The organism is Caballeronia sp. INML2 (genome assembly GCF_023631365.1).
Lineage (GTDB): Bacteria > Pseudomonadota > Gammaproteobacteria > Burkholderiales > Burkholderiaceae > Caballeronia > Caballeronia turbans.
In genome coordinates this window covers 138,740-156,867 of the sequence record NZ_JALQDH010000023.1, presented here as the reverse complement: position 1 = coordinate 156,867, position 18,128 = coordinate 138,740, and the positions used below count along the sequence as shown (strand labels likewise).

The window sequence follows — 18,128 nt, the reverse complement described above, 5'->3', positions numbered from 1 at the left end:
GGACGCAGTAAGGACACAGTGGACTTGAGAAAAGCGGGCGGTTCCTGGCTTACCGAAGCCGCCCGAAGAAGGTCATGCCGGGATCAACGATATTGACCGGCGTACTTCACGACCTTGTCGAGATTTTCTTTGGTGATGAAGCCCGGACCCGAACGAATGTTCCTGGGGCCGTACGACGGTTCCAATCCGTAGGTTGCGAGGCGTGCCTTGAACTTCGGATTCGCTTCGAGAATCTGGCGGATCTTCGCCGGATCGGTGGTGTGCTCCTTGTGGACGATCGCGAGTACCGCCACCGGGATATAGCCTTGCAGATACGGCTGCTGATCGATCGCGAACTTGATCGTGCCGTCCTTGATCGCTTTCGCGATGTCATCGGAGAAGTCGAAGGTGACGAAATAGACCTTGTTTTGCAGGCCCATTTGGGCGACTGCCTTGAGCGTCGCGGAAGCGGGCGTCGGTCCGAGCGTGAGGATCGCTTGCGTGTCCGGATGATTGCGCAGGAACGCCGAGACTTTCGACTGGATCTCGGTCGGGTCCTGGCCCGAATCGAGCGTCGCGGCCTTGTAGTCGACACCGAGCGCATCGGCGAAACCGCGGCAGCGATCGAACGAAACCGTGTTCGTCGCGATGTGGTTCACGCACAGAAACGATTTGATGCCCGCGGCCTTCGCCTTTTCGCCCGCCGCCTTGCCCGCGACATATTCGGGCTGGCCGACGTGCATGATCGCGCCCAGTTGCGCGCTTTGTTCTTCGGTGCCCGAGTTGATCGTAACGAGTGGAATTTTCTTCGCGGTGACCTTGTTGAGCGAACTCTTCAGCACGTCGAAGTCGGCGATGGTGGTGATGACGCCGTCGTAGTTGCGCGCGGCGGCCTGCTCGATCAGACGCGACATGTCCGCGATATCGCCGTTCGGCGGATTGCGGTAGTCCGTCTGCACGTTGAAGTCTTCATCCGCCTGCTTGATCGCGTTCTTGATGGTGTTCCACCAGGAATCCGAATCCGGCGCGTGGCTGATCAGCACGAACTTCGCGTCGGGCGCCGCGTGAGCGGGACTCGCCGCCATCAACGTTGCGCTGCACAACGCAGCAGCAGCCACCAGCGCGCGCAGCGCGGCCCGACCGTTGCAAAGGGTCATTGTCTCCACCTATCTCGGTTGTTGTTTGGTGTGATGTCTCGCGAGCCGACCTTTTGATGTGCCTTGCTCAGGACCAAGAGTAGGTCAGTTTTCGGTGGTCTGCAACAGATATTTTATTGGTTCAGCAAATGGAAAATACATTCCAATTTGCTTGCCGCGTTCCTATAATCGGTTCTACGACGAACATCGAAAGAGCCTCTGATGGATGACGCCAGCACCGACGTACAAAGCGTCGACGAACTCATGCAGCGGATCACCGACGCGTACGACTCCCTGCCGCGCCAGTTGAAGAGCGTCGCGAGCTACATCGAACAGCATCGCCAGAGCGTGATGATGGATCGCACGAGCGATATCGCGAGTGCATGCGGCGTGCACGCGTCCGCGGTCGTGCGTTTTGCGCAGCGCTTCGGCTTCTCCGGCTTCTCCGACTTGCAGGCCGTGTTCAGGCAGGCCTACACGGGCGCGGGCGGCTCGCAGCAGAGCTATCAGCAGCGCATCCGCAAGCTCATCGACGAGAAGGCGGGCGAGGCGTCGGGCCTGTCGGTGGCGCGCGAGTTCATCGCGGCGAGCCGCACGGGTCTCGACGAGCTCGAAGCCGGCCTCGACGACGCGCAGTTCGAAGCCGCCGTCGACATGCTTTCGCAGGCCGAGAACATCTATGTGATCGGCGTGCGCCGGTCGTTCGCGGTGGCAAGCTACATCGTCTATGCATTGCAGCACACGAAGAAGCGCGTGCATCTGATTTCGGGCTTCGGCGGCATGTTCCGCGAGCAGGTCCGCAGCGTGAAGAAGGGGGATGTGGTGGTCGCGATCAGCTTCGCGCCCTACGGCAAGGAAACGCAGTACTGCGTGCGCGCCGCGCAGCATCACGGTGCGAAGACCCTCGTCATCACCGATAGCCAGCTTTCGCCGCTCGCGCGTCACGCGAGCGCGAGCCTGTTCGTGAAGGAAGGCAGCGCGTTCGCGTTCCGTTCGCTCACGAGCACCATTTGCCTGTGCCAGGCGTTGTTCATCGCGCTCGCGTACCGGCTGGAGTTGAACGTCGAGGAATCCAAGGAGACAGGTGGCTATGACGATTGATGTGGCGGTGTTCGGGGCAGGGCGCATCGGCAAGATCCACGCGGCCAATCTCGCGCGGCAGCCGGGCGTGCGTTTGAAATACGTCGTCGATGTGAATCGTAACGCGGCGTGCGCGTTGGCGGCTTTATATGGAGCGCAGGTCGCCGACGTCGACGGCGCGATGGGCGATGCCTCCGTCGCTGCGACCGTCGTATGTTCGAGCACGGACACGCATGCGGATCTGATTCTCGCCTCCGCGGCGCAGAAGAAGCATGTGTTCTGCGAGAAGCCCGTCGATCTCACGATCGAGCGCGCGCGTGCGTGCGCCGATGCTGTCGCGCAAGCGGGCGTCGTCTGCATGATCGGCTTTCAGCGCCGCTTCGATCCCACGTTTTCGGCGCTGAAGACGCGCATCGATGCGGGCGAGATCGGCGAGCCGGAGATGCTGATCGTCACGAGCCGCGATCCGGGCGCGCCGCCGGTCGAGTACATCAAGCATTCGGGCGGCATCTTCAAGGACATGCTGATCCACGACTTCGATATCTTCCGCTGGATTCTCGACGACGAAGCCGACACGCTGCACGCGACGGGCAGTTGCCTGAGCGATCCGGCCATCGCCGATGCGGGCGATATCGATTCGACGGCAGTGACGATTCGCACGAAGCGCGGGCGTCTGTGCCAGATCAACACGGCGCGGCGCGCGGCGTATGGCTACGATCAGCGCTTCGAGTTGCTCGGCAGCGCCGGCATGCTGCAAGCGGGCAACGTGCGGCCGACGGAAGTCACCGCCTATACGACAGCGGCGGTCTCGAGCGACAAGCCCGAAGCGTTCTTTCTGGAGCGCTATCGCGCGGCCTACGCGGCGGAAATCGCGCATTTCTTCGATGCGGTCGAGTCGGGCAAGCCGGTGCGTACGACGGTCGCGGACGGATTGAAGGCGCTGGAACTGGCCGAAGCCGCGACGTTGTCGTGGCGCGAGAAGCGCATCGTCACGCTTGGGGAGAACGTCGCATGAATCCGTTGCGCGTCGGTATCGTCGGACTGGGGCGGCTCGGGCGCCGGCATGCGGAAAATCTCGCGTGGCACGTGCCGGGCGCGAGACTCGTCGCGGCGTGCAGCCCGGTGAAGGAAGAGCGTGCGTGGGCGGAGGCGTCGTTGCCCGAGTTGTCGCTACATGCGGACTACGATGAACTGCTCGCGGACGCTTCCATCGACGCGGTGTGGCTCGTCACGCCCACGTCGCTGCATGCGCGGCAGATCATCGCCGCATTGCGCGCGGGCAAGCACGTGTTCTGCGAGAAGCCGCTGTCGCTCGATCTCGCCGAATGCGACGCCGTGCTGGAAGAACATGCGCGTCATGCGCATCTGCATGTGATGATCGGCTTCGTGCGGCGCTTCGATGCGAGCTATCGCGATGCGTTCGACAGCATCGCGAAAGGGGCGATCGGCCGGCCCTTCATGGTGCGCTCGCAGACCTGCGACAAGAACGATCCGGACGGCTTCTTCGTGCGATTCGCGCCGACATCGGGCGGGCTCTTTCTCGATTGCAGCGTGCATGACATCGATCTCGCGCGCTGGCTGCTCGGCAATCCGCGCGCCCGGCGCGTATATGCGAGCGGCACCATTGCGATTCACGACGGCTTGCGCGAGTGCGGCGACATCGACAACGGCGTGGGCACCATCGAGTTCGAGGACGGGCGGATTGCGGTGTTGTACGCATCGCGCACGATGGCGCATGGGCACGACACGCAGACGGAGGTGATCGGCACGGCGGGCGCGCTGTCGGTGGGGCGCAATCCGCGCGCGAACCGCGTCGAGATCGCCGATGCAAACGGTATGCGCAATGCCTGCACGCCGACGTTCTTCGAGCGCTTCGAGGATGCGTTTTTGCGCGAGACACAGGCGTTCGTGGCGTTGCTCGCGGACGGGAGACCGACCGGGCTCACACTGGAAGATGCGCGGGAAGCGACGCGTATCGGCATCGCGATGCGGCAGGCTTATGAAAGCGGGCGGGCGGTGGAGTTGTGACTGCTGCGCTAGAATCGAACCTTCACCGAGCGCTCACCCACAGGCAAAGAAAGGTTCAATCGCGATGGAAGTTCACAAGGAAGTCGACGCGCGCGGGCTCAACTGTCCGTTGCCGATTCTGCGGGCCAAGAAGGCGCTCGCCGACATGACGAGCGGTCAGATTCTGAAAGTGCTCGCAACCGACCCGGGATCGCAGCGCGATTTCGCGGCGTTCGCCAAGCAGACCGGCAACGAGATCGTCGAGTCGACGTCGCAGGACAAGACGTTTATTTTTCTGATGCGTCGTCGCTGAAAGAGACAAACAGGCGTCCAAAGACAAAATGCCCGTCACGCAGGTGACGGGCATTTTTGTTCAACCGGATCGGCCAGTGCTTCAGCCTTCGAGAATCGGCGCGCGGTTGCGCAGGTATTCCTCGAAATCGGCCTTCACTTCCGGATGACGCAGGGCGAACTCCACCGTGGCCTTCAGATAGCCCAGCTTGCTGCCGCAATCGAAACGGGTGCCGTGGTACTTGTACGCGAGCACTTGCTCGTCCGACAGCAGCGATTGGATCGCGTCCGTCAGTTGCAGTTCGCCGCCCGCGCCCGGCTTCAGCGCGCGGATGTGATCGAAGATGCGCGGCTTGAGCACGTAACGGCCGACCACGCCCAGGTTCGACGGCGCCACGGCCGGTTCCGGCTTCTCGACGATGCCCGCGAGCTTGAAGATATTGTCTTCCCACTCCTTGCCGTCGATGACCCCGTAAGACTTCGATTCCTCAGGCGGGATTTCTTCGACGCCGATCACCGAGCTGTGATAGTGGTCGAACACTTCGATCATCTGCGTCATGACGGGCGGCTTGCCGTACAGCAAGTCGTCCGCGAGGATCACGGCGAACGGGTTGTCGCCGACGAGCTTCTCGGCGCACAGCACCGCGTGGCCGAGACCGAGTGCTTCGGCCTGACGAACATAGAAGCAGTCCACGTGGCTCGGCTTGATGCTGCGCACGAGTTCGAGCAGCTTGTCCTTGCCGCGCGCCTCGAGTTCCGCTTCGATCTCATAGGACTTGTCGAAATGGTCTTCGATGGCACGCTTGCTGCGACCCGTCACGAAGATCATTTCTGTAATGCCGGCCGCCATCGCTTCCTCGACCGCGTACTGAATCAGCGGCTTGTCCACGACAGGCAGCATTTCCTTCGGGCTTGCCTTGGTCGCCGGTAGGAACCGCGTGCCCAGACCCGCGACGGGAAAAACCGCTTTGGTAACTTTTAGCATGTGATGACCCTGATCCTCTTAATCATTGAAACGTCGAGACAACCGGAACGGATCGATAAATGATTCGAACCCCCAATTTCAGGCGGGCAGACGCAATAATTGGGCCTGAAGTTTCTCGATGGTGGTTCCGTATTCTGCCAGCCTTTTGCGCTCCTGTTCAACGACGGCCGCCGGTGCTTTTGCAACAAAGCTTTCATTCCCCAGCTTCGCGTTACATTTAGCGATCTCGGCATTCAGCCGGTCCACTTCCTTCGTCAGACGCTCACGCTCCGCGGCGACATCGATCTCGACTTTCAGCACGAGCTTGCTCGTGCCGACGATCGCGACCGGCGCGCCATGAGCCTCTTTGTCGAGGGCGGCTTCGTCGTCGATGATCTTCACTTCGGAAAGACGCGCGAGGGCGGCGATATACGGCGCGAACGTGGTGAGGCGCGCCGCGTCGCCGTGCGCGAGCAACGGCACCTTCACCGCGGGCGACAGATTCATTTCGCCACGCAGATTACGACATGCATCGATGACACTCTTCAGTTCGGCGGCCCACTGTTCCGCGGATTCGTCGATCTTTTTCTGCTCGGCGCGCGGGTAGGGCTGCGTCATGATCGAAACGTCGCCTTCCTTCGCGCCCGACGGGAACGCGTCGGTCAGCGGAGCGACCTTCTGCCACAGCGCCTCGGTGATGAACGGAATGATCGGATGTGCAAGGCGCAGCACCGTTTCCAGCACGCGCAACAGCGTGCGGCGCGTCGCGGTCTGCTGTTCCGGCGTGCCGTTCTGGATTTGCACCTTCGCGAGTTCGAGATACCAGTCGCAGTATTCATCCCACACGAACTTGTAAATCGCGTTCGCTACGTTGTCGAATCGATAGTCCGCGAAGCCCTTCTCGACTTCCGCCTCCACGCGCTGAAGCAGCGACACGATCCAGAAGTCGGCCTGCGAGAAATCGGTGTAGCCGCCCGGACCGCAATCGCCCGGCTTGCACGCGCCCGGATTCGCGAAGCCGCAATCGTGGCCTTCGCAATTCATCAACACGAAACGCGTGGCGTTCCACAGCTTGTTGCAGAAGTTGCGATAGCCCTCGCAGCGCGCGAGGTCGAAGTTCACGTTGCGGCCGAGCGTGGCCATCGACGCCATCGTGAAGCGCAGCGCATCCGTGCCGAACGACGGAATGCCTTCGGGGAATTCCTTGCGCGTCTTCTTCTCGATCTGCGCGGCGGCCTTCGGGTTCATGAGGCCCGTCGTGCGCTTCGCGACGAGCGATTCGAGATCGATGCCGTCCACGATGTCGATCGGGTCGAGCGTGTTGCCCTTGCTCTTCGACATCTTCTGACCTTCGGCGTCACGCACGAGGCCGTGCACATAGACGGTGTCGAACGGCACCTTTCCGGTGAAATGCGTCGTCATCATCACCATTCTGGCGACCCAGAAGAAGATGATGTCGAAACCGGTCACGAGCACGGAAGAGGGCAGGAATGCCTCGAGCTCCTTCGTCTTGTTCGGCCAGCCGAGCGACGAGAACGGCACGAGCGCGGAGGAGAACCACGTGTCGAGCACGTCTTCATCGCGCTTGAGCGGCCCTTTGTAGCCTTGCGCGTCGGCATCGGCGCGGGCCTCTTCCTCGGTCTTCGCGACGAAGATCTCGCCGTTCTCGCCGTACCACGCGGGAATCTGATGGCCCCACCACAACTGACGCGAGATGCACCAGTCCTGAATGTCCTCGAGCCACTGATAGTACGTCGTGGTCCAGTTCTCCGGCACGAACTTGATCCTGCCGCTTCTCACGACATCGAGCGACGTCTCCGTGATCGACTTGCCAGGATTGAACGTGCCTTCGGGCGCGGGCTTGGTCATCGCGACGAACCATTGGTCCGTGAGCATCGGCTCGATCACGACCTGCGTGCGATCGCCGCGCGGCACCATCAGCTTGTGCGGCTTGACGGATTCGAGCAGGCCGAGCGCTTCGAGATCCTTCACGACCTCCTTGCGCGCATCGAAGCGGTCCATGCCGCGATACTTCTCGGGCGCGTTGTCGTTGATCTTCGCGTCGAGCGTGAGGATCTCGATCTGCGGCAGCTTGTGGCGCTGGCCGACGGCGTAGTCGTTGAAATCGTGGGCGGGCGTGACCTTCACGACGCCGGTGCCGAATTCGCGATCGACGTATTCATCGGCGATGACGGGGATTTCGCGATCGCAAAGCGGCAGCACGACCGTCTTGCCGATCAGATGCTGATAGCGCTCGTCATCCGGATGCACCATCACGGCGACGTCGCCGAGCATGGTTTCGGGGCGCGTCGTCGCAACCGTCAGATGGCCGGAGCCGTCCGGCAGCGGATAGCGGATATGCCACAGGCTGCCGTTCTCTTCCTCGCTCACCACTTCGAGATCCGACACGGCCGTGCCGAGCACCGGGTCCCAGTTCACGAGACGCTTGCCCCGGTAGATGAGGCCTTGCTTGTAGAGCGTGACGAATACGTCACGCACGGCGGCCGACATCTTGTCGTCCATCGTGAAGTACTCGCGCGACCAGTCGATCGACGCGCCGAGGCGGCGCACCTGATTCGTGATCGTCGAGCCGGACTGCTGCTTCCATGCCCAGACGCGCTTCAGGAATTCCTCGCGGCCGAGGTCGTGGCGCGAGACGCCCTGCGCGTCGAGCTGGCGCTCGACGACGATCTGCGTCGCGATGCCCGCGTGGTCCGTGCCCGGCACCCACAGCGTGTTCTCGCCGAGCATGCGGTGATAGCGCGTGAGACCGTCCATGATGGTCTGGTTGAACGCATGCCCCATGTGCAGCGTCCCGGTGACGTTCGGAGGCGGCAACTGGATGGAGAAATTCTTCGCGCCTTCTTTGAACGTGGGCGCGCAAAGGCCGCGTTTTTCCCATTCCGGGCCCCATTGGGACTCGATCTTTTGAGGCTCGAAGCTCTTCGCAAGCGTGCTGTCGCTCATTTGTGGAATCTGCCGAAAAATGCGTGAAAAAATGCGGGGGAATCCCCAATTATAAGGTTCCGCGCGGTCCGTCGGACGAATTCGGGCCGTGGGCGGGCGCGCTGCGGCAGCCGGCGACTCCATCAGCGCGGTCTTATAATGACCGGCCCGTCGCCAGAATTATTTCTGGCCCGCTCTCCTGCCGCTGCACTTTCCCATGCCCGACCTGCTCGCGAATCTGAACCCCGAACAACTTGCCGCCGTGACGCTGCCGAACGAGCCCGCGCTCATTCTCGCGGGCGCCGGCAGCGGCAAGACGCGCGTGCTCATCACACGCATCGCATGGCTGATCCAGCAGGGCTATGCGTCGCCGCCGACGGTGCTGGCCGTCACCTTCACGAACAAGGCCGCGCGCGAAATGATGGCGCGTCTCTCCGCGCTTCTGCCGATCGACACGCGCGGGATGTGGATCGGCACCTTTCACGGCCTGTGCAACCGCATGCTGCGCGCGCATTACCGCGACGCCGGCCTGCCGCAGGCCTTCCAGATCCTCGATACGGCCGACCAGCTTTCGGCCATCAAGCGTCTGATGAAGGGCCTGAACGTCGACGACGAAAAGTATCCGGCGAAGAACCTCCAGTACTTCATCAACAACGCGAAGGAGCAGGGCTTGCGTCCGAAAGACGTCGATGCCACCGACGCGTTCAACCGCAAGTTCGTCGAGCTCTACGAAGCTTACGATCAGCAATGCCAGCGCGAGGGCGTCGTCGACTTTCCGGAGCTGCTGCTGCGCTGTCATGAGCTGCTCGCGCACAATCCGCCGCTGCGCGCGCACTATCAGGCGCGCTTTCGCAACATTCTCGTCGACGAGTTTCAGGACACGAACAAGCTGCAATATGCGTGGCTGAAACAGCTCGCGGGCGAGCACAACGCGATCTTCGCGGTCGGCGACGACGACCAGTCGATCTACGCATTCCGCGGCGCGAACGTCGGCAACATGCACGACTTCGAGCGCGAGTTTCGCGTGCGCAATCTCATCAAGCTGGAGCAGAACTACCGCTCGCACGGCCACATTCTCGATACGGCGAACTATCTCATCGCGAACAACGCGCGGCGGCTCGGCAAGAATCTGCGCACCGACGCGGGCCACGGCGAGCCGGTGCGCGTCTACGAGGCCGCCACGGATTCGCAGGAAGCGGGCTGGATCGTCGAGGAGATCAAGGCGCTCATCAATACGGGCGTGTCGCGCGGCGAGGTCGCGGTGCTTTATCGCAGCAACGCGCAGTCGCGGACCATCGAGCATACGCTCGTGAACGCGGGCATTCCGTATCGCGTGTATGGCGGCCTGCGCTTTTTCGAGCGTCAGGAAGTGAAGCATGCGCTCGCGTATCTGCGTCTGATCGACAACCCGAACGACGACACCGCGTTCGCGCGCGTCGTCAATTTCCCGACGCGCGGCATCGGTGCGCGTTCCATCGAGCAACTGGCCGACGCGGCGCGTCTCTACAACTGTTCGATGGCCGCCGCCGTGCCGTATGTCACCGGCAAGGCGGGCTCGAGCCTCGGCGCGTTCGCGACGCTCATCGCAAAGATGCGCGCCGAGACGCAGCAGATGAGCCTGTCGGAAACGGTCGAATACGTCGTGCGCGCGAGCGGTCTCGCCGCATTCTATGAAACCGAGCGCGAAGGGCAGGATCGTCTCGAGAACTTGCAGGAACTCGTGAACGCCGCGGCTGCGTTCGTCAGCGAGGAAGGGTACGGCCTCGACACGCCCGCGCGCTCGATTCCGCTGCGCCCGGGCGCGACATCGGCGCCGGAGATCGCGGCGGTGAGCGAGGACGGCGAGATCGAAGTGCTCGATGCGCCCGGCATCGCCGATCCCGCGCAGAATCCCGACACGATGACGCCGCTCGCCGGTTTTCTGTCGCACGCGTCGCTCGAAGCCGGCGACAACCAGGCGCAGGCCGGCCAGGACGCCGTGCAACTCATGACGGTGCACGCGGCGAAGGGCCTCGAGTTCACGGCGGTGTTCATCACCGGGCTGGAAGAAGGTTTGTTCCCGCACGAGAACAGCGCGCAGGAATCGGACGGGCTGGAGGAGGAGCGGCGTCTCATGTACGTGGCGATCACGCGGGCGAAGGAGCGGCTTTATCTGTCGTTCGCGCAGAGCCGCATGCTGCACGGTCAGACGCGCTACAACATCCGCTCGCGATTCTTCGATGAACTGCCGGAAGGCTCGCTCAAGTGGCTCACGCCGAAGATCGAGGCGGGCGCGCGCTGGGGCGGACGCGCCGACAACGCCGGCTGGGGCCGCGACTGGTTCGCGCGTCCCGGCCAGGAACGCGGGGGTTCGACCTACGGCGGCAGCCAGGCGAGCGCCACGCTGCCCGCGTTCGCGAACGAGCAGCGCGCGGCCGAGTCCGGCTTCAAGGTCGGCCAGGCCGTGTTTCACACGAAGTTCGGCGAAGGCACCGTGACGGCGCTCGAAGGCTCCGGCGGCGACGCGCGCGCGCAAGTGCGCTTCAAGCGCCACGGCGAAAAATGGCTCGCGCTCTCGGTCGCGAAGCTCCAGGCCGTGGAATGAGCATGAAGCGGCTCGGGATCATGGCGGCGCTGCCGCAGGAACTAGGTGATCTGATCGCGCAGATGCAGGCGGCGGGCGAGGTTCGCACGGTCACGCTCGGGCGGCGCGAGTACTACGTCGGCGAGGCGCATGGCCGGGCCGTCGTGGTCACACTGGCGCGCATCGGCAAGGTCGCCGCGGCGGCGACCGCGAGCGCGCTGATCCACGTCTTCGAGGCCGATGCCATCGTCTTCACCGGCGTCGCGGGCGGCGTGCGGGCGGATGTGCAGGTAGGCGACGTCGTCGTCGCGGATGCGTTGATGCAGCACGATCTCGATGCATCGCCGCTCTTTGCGCGCTACGAAGTGCCGCTGCTCGACCGCGCCGGGTTCGACGCCGATCGCCCGCTTTCCGACGTACTCGCCGCGGCCGCCGGCGCGTTCATCGCCGAGGAGGGCGGCGCGCTGTCGGAACGCTTCGCCGTCGCCGCGCCGCGCGTGCATCGCGGGCTCGTTGTGAGCGGCGATCGCTTCATCGCGAGCCACGACGCGCTCTTCGCATTGCGCGCTGCCTTGCCGGACGCGCTCGCGGTCGAAATGGAAGGCGCGGCCATCGCGCAGGTCTGCTACGAGCACGACGTGCCGTGCGCGGTCGTGCGCACGATTTCCGATACGGCCGACGCTGCCGCGCCCGCATCCTTCGCCGAATTCCTGACGTCGATCGCCGCGACTTACTCGTCGGGCATCTTGTCGCGGTTCTTGCGCGCCGCCGCCTGATTCATCGCCAACGCTCGCCTTCCGGTAGTCCTGGTTTTCATCGAAAATTCCCGCTTGTAGTTGAGAATGATTCTCAATACAATGAGTCGCTCGACGTGAGGCAGTCATCGAGCAAACGGGAGGTCCGACGACATGACCAACGATTTCACCGCCAGCGGCATCACGGGTAAAGAGCGTCCGCCGCGCGAGATGGACGAGCGTTGCGCGATTTCGACGAACGCCGCCAAGGTTCTCGAAACCACGCGCCGCGCATGGAGCGAAGCGGCCACTCAGGCGCCGAAGGAAGCGACGCGTCGTCCGCCGCGCGTCACGCAGCCCAGGAAACGCGTGACGCCGCGGCGTTCGCGCTGGCCGTCGCTCGTCGCCGCGCTGAACTACTGGAGCCCGAAACCGCTGTGAACGCCGCCGATTCCACTTCGACACCCGTCACGCTGCCCTCGCTCGCACTCGACGAGCGCCTTTTCGATGCGAGCCGATTCCCGCTCGTGCGCCTGCGTCCTCGCGCCGTGAAACCTGGTTACGCGTTCGCATGGAGTGCGCAGATGCGACGCCTCCTGGCGCTCGCGACGCCCTTCGTGCTGGTGGCCGAGCACGACGAGAACGAAACCGCCGACGACGCGCGTCTGCGCGCCGCCTGGATGCGCACGCATCGCGCGATGCTCGCCGCATATTGCCGCGGCCTGATCGTGATCGAGCCGCGCATCGCGGCGCGCGCAACGACGCGCGAAACGCTGCGCACGCTGACCGAGGGCAGCGGCGTGCGCATGGTCGTCGTGTCGAGCATCCGGGTCGCGGGCGAGCTTGCGCCGGTGCTGCTCAAGCATGCGGCCGCCGGGCCCGCGCCCGTTCCCGCCACGCGCAGCCGGGCGATCTGACGAGCGGACCGATCAGGGCGCGCCCTGTCTAGCAAGCGTTCGATGGCTGCTCTATCCTGTGTCGACCGGAGCCGGCGCTTCAGCGCCTGTTCCGGTCCCATGCACCGCATTCAAGCCAGCCAACGCCGCTTTGCAGAGGACGCGCATGCCGACTTACCAGGAAGCGTATCGACGGTCGATCGAGGAGCCCGAAGCGTTTTGGGCCGAACAGGCCCGACGCATTCATTGGCAGACGCCATTCGATCAGGTGCTCGACCGCAGCAAGCCGCCGTTCGCGCGCTGGTTCGTCGGCGGCAAGACGAATCTGTGCCATAACGCGGTGGACCGGCATCTGGCCTCGCGCGCGCAACAGGACGCGCTCGTCTATGTCTCGACGGAAACGGGCATCGAGCGCCGCTACACCTACGCCGAGCTGCATGCGGAAGTGAACCGGATGGCCGCCGTCATGCGTTCGCTGCATGTGGCGAAGGGCGACCGCGTGCTCATCTATCTGCCGATGATCCCCGAAGCGCTCTTCGCGATGCTCGCGTGCGCGCGTATCGGCGCAATTCATTCGGTCGTGTTCGGCGGCTTCGCGGCGCCGAATCTCGCGGCACGCATCGATGACGCCGAGCCTGCGCTCATCGTCACCGCCGATGCCGGCGCGCGCGCGGGCAAGGTGATCGACTACACGCCGCTCGTCGACGAAGCCCTGTCTCGCGCCGAATACAAGGTGCCGCAGGTGCTCCTGATCGACCGTCAGCTCGCGCCCGAGCGTCTGCAGGCGAGCTATCTCGTCTCGTACGAGCCGCTGCGCGAGCAATTCTTCGATGCCCACGTCCCCTGCGAATGGCTCGAATCCAACGAGCCTTCGTACGTGCTTTACACGTCCGGCACGACGGGCAGGCCGAAGGGCGTGCAGCGCGATGTCGGCGGTTACGCGGTGGCGCTCGCCGCATCGATGGAGCACATTTTTCAGGGCGCGCCGGGCGACACGATGTTCACCGCATCGGATGTCGGCTGGGTCGTCGGGCACAGCTACATCATCTATGCGCCGCTGATCGCCGGACTGACGACGGTGATGTACGAAGGCACGCCGATCCGTCCCGACGGCGGCGTCTGGTGGCGGCTCGTCGAGCAGTACAAAATCAACCTGATGTTCACCGCGCCGACTGCGATTCGCGTGCTCAAGAAGCAGGACCCGGCGCTGATGGAGAAATACGATCTGTCGAGTCTGCGCACGCTGTTTCTCGCGGGCGAGCCGCTCGACGAGCCGACCGCGCAGTGGATCCAGAGCGCGTTGAAGAAGCCCGTCATCGACAACTACTGGCAGACGGAAACCGGTTGGCCGATGATCGCGATTCCGCGCGGCATCGAGGAATTGCCGACGAAGCTCGGCTCGCCGGGCGTGCCGTCGATGGGCTTCGACCTCAAGCTGCGCAACGAAGCAACGGGCGATACATGCGCGCCGGGCGAGAAGGGCGTCGTCACGCTGTCGTATCCGTTGCCGCCGGGCTGCATGCAGACCGTGTGGCGCGATGACAAGCGTTTCGTCGATACGTACTGGAAGAGCGTGCCGGATCAGATGGTCTACTCGACCTTCGACTGGGGCGTGCAGGATGAAGACGGCTACGTGTCGATTCTCGGGCGCACCGACGACGTGATCAATGTCGCGGGGCATAGACTCGGGACGCGCGAGATCGAGGAGGCGCTGTCGGCGCATCCGGCCGTGGCCGAAGTCGCGGTCGTCGGAATTGCGGATTCGGTGAAGGGCCAGGCCGCGGCGGCGTTCGTCGTGCTGCGCGATGCGGATCGCATCAATGCGCCGGGCGCGCGCGAGGGCATGGAGGCGGAGCTCTGTCACGCGGTGGATTCGCAGCTCGGGGCGATCGCGCGTCCGGCCAGAGTCCATTTCGTGACGATGCTGCCCAAGACGCGCTCGGGGAAGCTGCTGCGAAGAGCGATCGCGGCGCTCGCCGAAGGGCGCGATCCGGGCGAGTTGCCGACCATCGAAGATCCGGGCGCGTTGATGCAGGTGAGAGAAGCGCTGGGAAACTGAGTGCCTGAAACGCGAAGGGCGCGCGATCCGCTGAAGGACCGGCGCGCCCGCCGCGATGCATCACGCCATGTTGCGATCAGCCCTTCGCATGCGCCTCATGCGTCTTCGGCAGCAACACTGTCAGCACGCCGAGCAACGGCAGGAACGCGCAAACCTTGTACACGTAGTCGATGCTGGTGGTATCGGCGAGATGCCCGAGCACCGCCGCGCCGACACCGCCCATCCCGAAGGCGAAGCCGAAGAACAGGCCCGCGACCATTCCGACCTTGCCCGGAATCAACTCCTGCGCATATACGAGAATCGCCGAGAACGCCGAGGCCAGCACGAGCCCGATGATCACCGACAGCACGCCCGTCCAGAAGAGATTCGCATAAGGCATCAGCAGCGTGAACGGCGCGACGCCGAGAATCGATACCCAGATCACCGCCTTGCGCCCGACCTTGTCGCCGACCGGCCCGCCGATGATCGTGCCCGCCGCCACTGCGGCGAGGAACACGAACAGGTGAATCTGCGCGGCCTGCACCGACAGGCCGAACTTGCTGATCAGATAGAACGTGAAGTAACTGGTGATGCTCGCGAGATAGAAGTACTTCGAGAACACGAGCAGCACGAGCACGCTCATTGCCATGATGACCTTGTTGCGCGGCAGCGTGGCATGCGCGACCTGCGCGCGGCCCTTCTTCGTCGCCGGATGACGCTTGTACCAGCGGCCGATGTTGGCCAGCACGAACATCGCGACGAGCGCCGCCGCCGAAAACCACGCGATGCTCTTCTGCCCGTGCGGGATGACGATCAGTGCGGCGAGCAGCGGCCCGAGCGACGAGCCCGCGTTGCCGCCGACCTGAAAGAGCGACTGCGCGAGGCCGTGCCTGCCGCCCGACGCCATGCGCGCGACCCGCGACGACTCCGGATGAAACACCGACGATCCGCAACCGACCAGCGCCGCGGCGATCAGCAGCGTGCCGAAATTGCCCGCGACCGACATCAGCAAGAGACCCGACAGCGTGAAGCCCATGCCGACGGGCAGCGAGTAAGGCTTCGGGTGCTTGTCCGTATATAACCCGACGAGCGGTTGCAGGAGCGAAGCCGTGACCTGATACACCAGCGTGATGAGGCCGATCTGTCCGAACGAGAGCGCGAACTCGCTCTTGAACATCGGATAGATCGCCAGAATCAGCGACTGGATCATGTCGTTCAAAAGGTGCGAGAAGCTGATCGCGCCCAGAACGGAATACACGGTGCGTTGCGTGCCCGTGCTCGCGGAACCCGCGGCGGCGGCGCCGGCCGATGCGCCGGAAGGCGACAAAGCGCCCTTGTCGATGCTCGTTTGCATGATGAATGGCAGAAAAGAAGCGGAAAACGTCCCAGGTTTTTGATCTCTTTCAGTGCGACATTTATGCGCAAGCTGAATTTCTGACAAGTTTAGGCTGTCCCCGTTGCGTTGTCCTGCCAAGCTTTGTCGCGAATCGGACACGATAACCGGCGCGTGTCGCGGTTGTTTCGTCTTACGCAACGATTTTTGGCCGGTTATAAAAAAGCGCGAATGGCGAACGCGTGTTCGCTTCGCAATAAAAAGGCTCAAGAAGCCGGCAAACTTGCCGTACTCCCGGTGGGGACCAGACCAGGGCTCGCCGCACGACGGCTTCGCCCGCAGATCAATTCGGGGATCGATCGATGAAACTGTTTTCGCTACGCACCGCAAAAGACGCGGGCTTCGTGGCGCACGCCGACGCCGCGGCGGCTGAAGCACATACGCACGAGCACACGACGAGGCGCGCGCTGTCCGTCAAGGCATCGCTCAGGCTCGCGTTCGGGCTCGTGCTCGCCGGGACGCTTGCCATCGGCGCGATTTCGCTCACGCAGATCAGCCGTCTGAACGGCGCGACCGAATCCATTTACACGCAAGGCTACGTCGCGAGCCGCGCGGCCGAGGAAACGCGCGGTTATCTGCTGCGTGCGAGCCGCTCGCAGAAGATGCTGCTCACCGCGTCCACCGCGAAAGAGCGCGACGATCTTGGCGCGCAGATCGAGCAGTCGCTCGCGGACATCGTGAAGGAGCAGACGCAGCTCGCGCAATATATCGATCACGCCGACAAGGACGCGCTCGCGCAGCAAAAGAGTTTCTCCACGGCGCTCGCGAAGTGGAGCGACAACCTGCGCACCTTCGTCAAGCTCGTGAAAGAGCAGCCGCTCGATCTTTCGCAGATGAACTGGCAAGTCGGCACGCAGGACGTGTCGCTGCTCGTCGAAACGGGCAAGCTCGAAAAGATGGTCGACGATCTCGTCGCGCGCCGTGGCGCCGCGGCCAAGGCGACGATCGATTCCGCCGCGTTCATCTTCCATTCGTCGTTCGTGATGGTCTCGGTGCTGACGCTCGGCTTGCTCGTGCTCGCGATCGTCGTCTCCGAATGGGTCGTGCGCCGTCTCGCCGGACAGCTCGGCGGCGAGCCCGGCTACGCGAAGGACATCGCGCGGCGCATCGCGTCGGGCGATCTCGCGTATCCGGTCAAGCTCAAGCGCCGCGACGATGCCTCGATGCTGCACGCGCTCTCCGAAATGCAGGCGGGCCTTTCGTCGACCGTCGGCGATATCGCCGCGAGCGCGGAGGCGATCGCATCGGCGTCGAGCGAGATTTCCACGGGCAACGTCGACCTGTCGCGCCGCACCGAGGAGCAGGCCGTCGCGCTGGAGAAGACCGCGGCCAGCATGGAGCAGCTCACATCGACGGTGCGTCAGAACGCGGACAACGCGAAGCAGGCGAGCACGCTCGCCGCAAACGCATCGGCGATCGCGGAGAAGGGCGGTGCCGTCGTCGGCCGCGTCGTCGAGACGATGCAGCGCATCGATGCCAGCGCGAAGAGTATCGGCGACATCATCGGCGTGATCGAGGGCATCGCGTTTCAGACCAACATCCTCGCGCTGAATGCGGCGGTCGAGGCCGCGCGCGCGGGCGAGCAGGGGCGCGGCTTCGCGGTCGTCGCGGGCGAGGTGCGCAGTCTCGCGCAGCGCTCGTCGTCGGCGGCGAAGGAGATCAAAGGCCTGATCGATACGTCGGTGTCGCGCGTGTCGGACGGCTCGGCCTACGCGCAGGAAGCCGGCGCGACGATGGAGGAAGTCGTGAAGGCGGTGCGCCGCGTCACGGACATCATGGGCGAGATTTCGGCGGCATCGGCGGAGCAGAAGACGGGCATCGAGTCGATTGGCGAAGCCGTCACGAAGATGGACGCGAACACGCAGCAGAACGCCGCGCTCGTCGAAGAGGCGGCAGCGGCGGCGCAATCGCTCGACGATCAGGCGCGCGCGCTGAAGTCGCTGGTGGGCAAATTCCAGTTGGCCTGACGCATTACGTCGATATAGAATCGCGGACGGGCGCGGCAGGGCGCCCGGTCTCGCGAAAGTCTTACGCACCTGCCACGCCTTGCATCAACTCCGGATCGAACCGCAACGTCGACCTTTACAGCCGCAGCGAGAAC

General features: G+C 63.9%; 14 protein-coding genes. 10 read left to right on the top strand and 4 right to left on the bottom strand.

The genetic code is table 11. The features are described 5' to 3' along the window. Window positions 1-83 precede the first annotated feature (83 nt). Window positions 84-1,136 carry a sugar ABC transporter substrate-binding protein gene (locus NCT32_RS09185; RefSeq protein ID WP_061119719.1) on the bottom strand — a complete coding sequence of 351 codons (1,053 nt, stop codon included), beginning with the start codon at window positions 1,134-1,136 and terminating at the stop codon, window positions 84-86. A 201-nt stretch (window positions 1,137-1,337) separates the two neighbouring features. Here NCT32_RS09185 and NCT32_RS09180 point away from each other — a divergent pair, with 201 nt between their 5' ends. The 4 genes from NCT32_RS09180 (at window position 1,338) to NCT32_RS09165 (ending at window position 4,515) form a co-directional block, all read left to right on the top strand. Beyond that, on the top strand, window positions 1,338-2,216 hold the full coding sequence (locus NCT32_RS09180; RefSeq protein ID WP_061119718.1) for a MurR/RpiR family transcriptional regulator: 879 nt from the start codon (window positions 1,338-1,340) through the stop codon (window positions 2,214-2,216). Beyond that, window positions 2,206-3,210: an inositol 2-dehydrogenase gene (gene iolG, locus NCT32_RS09175; protein ID WP_061119717.1), complete on the top strand. Its 1,005-nt coding sequence runs from the start codon at window positions 2,206-2,208 to the stop codon at window positions 3,208-3,210. Before NCT32_RS09180 ends, iolG begins: the two co-directional genes overlap by 11 nt. Continuing rightward, window positions 3,207-4,223 (top strand): Gfo/Idh/MocA family oxidoreductase, encoded by a 1,017-nt coding sequence (locus NCT32_RS09170; RefSeq protein WP_061119716.1) that lies wholly within the window; start codon window positions 3,207-3,209, stop codon window positions 4,221-4,223. The genes iolG and NCT32_RS09170 overlap by 4 nt, the downstream gene beginning before the upstream one ends. A gap of 64 nt (window positions 4,224-4,287) precedes the next feature. After that, on the top strand, window positions 4,288-4,515 hold the full coding sequence (locus NCT32_RS09165) for a sulfurtransferase TusA family protein (RefSeq protein ID WP_035509205.1): 228 nt from the start codon (window positions 4,288-4,290) through the stop codon (window positions 4,513-4,515). Window positions 4,516-4,596: 81 nt separating this feature from the next. Here NCT32_RS09165 and galU read toward each other — a convergent pair whose 3' ends face one another. After that, the gene (gene galU, locus NCT32_RS09160) at window positions 4,597-5,478 is read right to left on the bottom strand and encodes a UTP--glucose-1-phosphate uridylyltransferase GalU (protein ID WP_061119715.1); all 882 of its coding nucleotides are present in this window, start codon (window positions 5,476-5,478) and stop codon (window positions 4,597-4,599) included. A gap of 78 nt (window positions 5,479-5,556) precedes the next feature. Next, the gene (locus NCT32_RS09155; RefSeq protein WP_061119714.1) at window positions 5,557-8,424 is read right to left on the bottom strand and encodes a valine--tRNA ligase; all 2,868 of its coding nucleotides are present in this window, start codon (window positions 8,422-8,424) and stop codon (window positions 5,557-5,559) included. A 196-nt stretch (window positions 8,425-8,620) separates the two neighbouring features. Here NCT32_RS09155 and NCT32_RS09150 point away from each other — a divergent pair, with 196 nt between their 5' ends. The 5 genes from NCT32_RS09150 (at window position 8,621) to NCT32_RS09130 (ending at window position 14,655) form a co-directional block, all read left to right on the top strand. Continuing rightward, window positions 8,621-10,987, top strand: coding sequence for a UvrD-helicase domain-containing protein (locus tag NCT32_RS09150; RefSeq protein ID WP_061119713.1), 2,367 nt, complete (start codon window positions 8,621-8,623; stop codon window positions 10,985-10,987). Between the two features lie 2 nt (window positions 10,988-10,989). Continuing rightward, complete coding sequence (locus NCT32_RS09145; protein ID WP_086961307.1) at window positions 10,990-11,742, top strand: 5'-methylthioadenosine/adenosylhomocysteine nucleosidase; 753 nt, start codon at window positions 10,990-10,992, stop codon at window positions 11,740-11,742. 132 nt (window positions 11,743-11,874) lie between these two features. Beyond that, entirely contained in the window at window positions 11,875-12,141 is a 267-nt protein-coding gene (locus NCT32_RS09140) for a hypothetical protein (protein ID WP_061119711.1), read from the top strand. Further along, window positions 12,138-12,617: a hypothetical protein gene (locus NCT32_RS09135; RefSeq protein WP_061119710.1), complete on the top strand. Its 480-nt coding sequence runs from the start codon at window positions 12,138-12,140 to the stop codon at window positions 12,615-12,617. The genes NCT32_RS09140 and NCT32_RS09135 overlap by 4 nt, the downstream gene beginning before the upstream one ends. A 145-nt stretch (window positions 12,618-12,762) precedes the next feature. Beyond that, window positions 12,763-14,655, top strand: coding sequence for a propionate--CoA ligase (locus tag NCT32_RS09130; protein WP_061119709.1), 1,893 nt, complete (start codon window positions 12,763-12,765; stop codon window positions 14,653-14,655). A 76-nt stretch (window positions 14,656-14,731) separates the two neighbouring features. Here NCT32_RS09130 and NCT32_RS09125 read toward each other — a convergent pair whose 3' ends face one another. Further along, window positions 14,732-15,988 carry an MFS transporter gene (locus tag NCT32_RS09125; protein ID WP_061119708.1) on the bottom strand — a complete coding sequence of 419 codons (1,257 nt, stop codon included), beginning with the start codon at window positions 15,986-15,988 and terminating at the stop codon, window positions 14,732-14,734. Window positions 15,989-16,329: 341 nt separating this feature from the next. Between NCT32_RS09125 and NCT32_RS09120 the strand changes: the two genes are divergently transcribed. After that, entirely contained in the window at window positions 16,330-17,994 is a 1,665-nt protein-coding gene (locus tag NCT32_RS09120) for a methyl-accepting chemotaxis protein (protein ID WP_061119707.1), read from the top strand. Window positions 17,995-18,128: the final 134 nt, after the last annotated feature.

What these genes read in the sequence shown, in the direction of transcription:
- NCT32_RS09185 (WP_061119719.1), bottom strand. Translation starts at nt 1,136, where the DNA reads ATGACCCTTTGCAACGGTCGGGCCGCGCTGCGCGCGCTGGTGGCTGCT.
- iolG (WP_061119717.1), top strand. Translation starts at nt 2,206, where the DNA reads ATGACGATTGATGTGGCGGTGTTCGGGGCAGGGCGCATCGGCAAGATC.
- NCT32_RS09170 (WP_061119716.1), top strand. Translation starts at nt 3,207, where the DNA reads ATGAATCCGTTGCGCGTCGGTATCGTCGGACTGGGGCGGCTCGGGCGC.
- NCT32_RS09165 (WP_035509205.1), top strand. Translation starts at nt 4,288, where the DNA reads ATGGAAGTTCACAAGGAAGTCGACGCGCGCGGGCTCAACTGTCCGTTG.
- NCT32_RS09180 (WP_061119718.1), top strand. Translation starts at nt 1,338, where the DNA reads ATGGATGACGCCAGCACCGACGTACAAAGCGTCGACGAACTCATGCAG.
- NCT32_RS09125 (WP_061119708.1), bottom strand. Translation starts at nt 15,988, where the DNA reads ATGCAAACGAGCATCGACAAGGGCGCTTTGTCGCCTTCCGGCGCATCG.
- NCT32_RS09150 (WP_061119713.1), top strand. Translation starts at nt 8,621, where the DNA reads ATGCCCGACCTGCTCGCGAATCTGAACCCCGAACAACTTGCCGCCGTG.
- NCT32_RS09140 (WP_061119711.1), top strand. Translation starts at nt 11,875, where the DNA reads ATGACCAACGATTTCACCGCCAGCGGCATCACGGGTAAAGAGCGTCCG.
- NCT32_RS09155 (WP_061119714.1), bottom strand. Translation starts at nt 8,424, where the DNA reads ATGAGCGACAGCACGCTTGCGAAGAGCTTCGAGCCTCAAAAGATCGAG.
- NCT32_RS09145 (WP_086961307.1), top strand. Translation starts at nt 10,990, where the DNA reads ATGAAGCGGCTCGGGATCATGGCGGCGCTGCCGCAGGAACTAGGTGAT.
- galU (WP_061119715.1), bottom strand. Translation starts at nt 5,478, where the DNA reads ATGCTAAAAGTTACCAAAGCGGTTTTTCCCGTCGCGGGTCTGGGCACG.
- NCT32_RS09120 (WP_061119707.1), top strand. Translation starts at nt 16,330, where the DNA reads ATGAAACTGTTTTCGCTACGCACCGCAAAAGACGCGGGCTTCGTGGCG.
- NCT32_RS09130 (WP_061119709.1), top strand. Translation starts at nt 12,763, where the DNA reads ATGCCGACTTACCAGGAAGCGTATCGACGGTCGATCGAGGAGCCCGAA.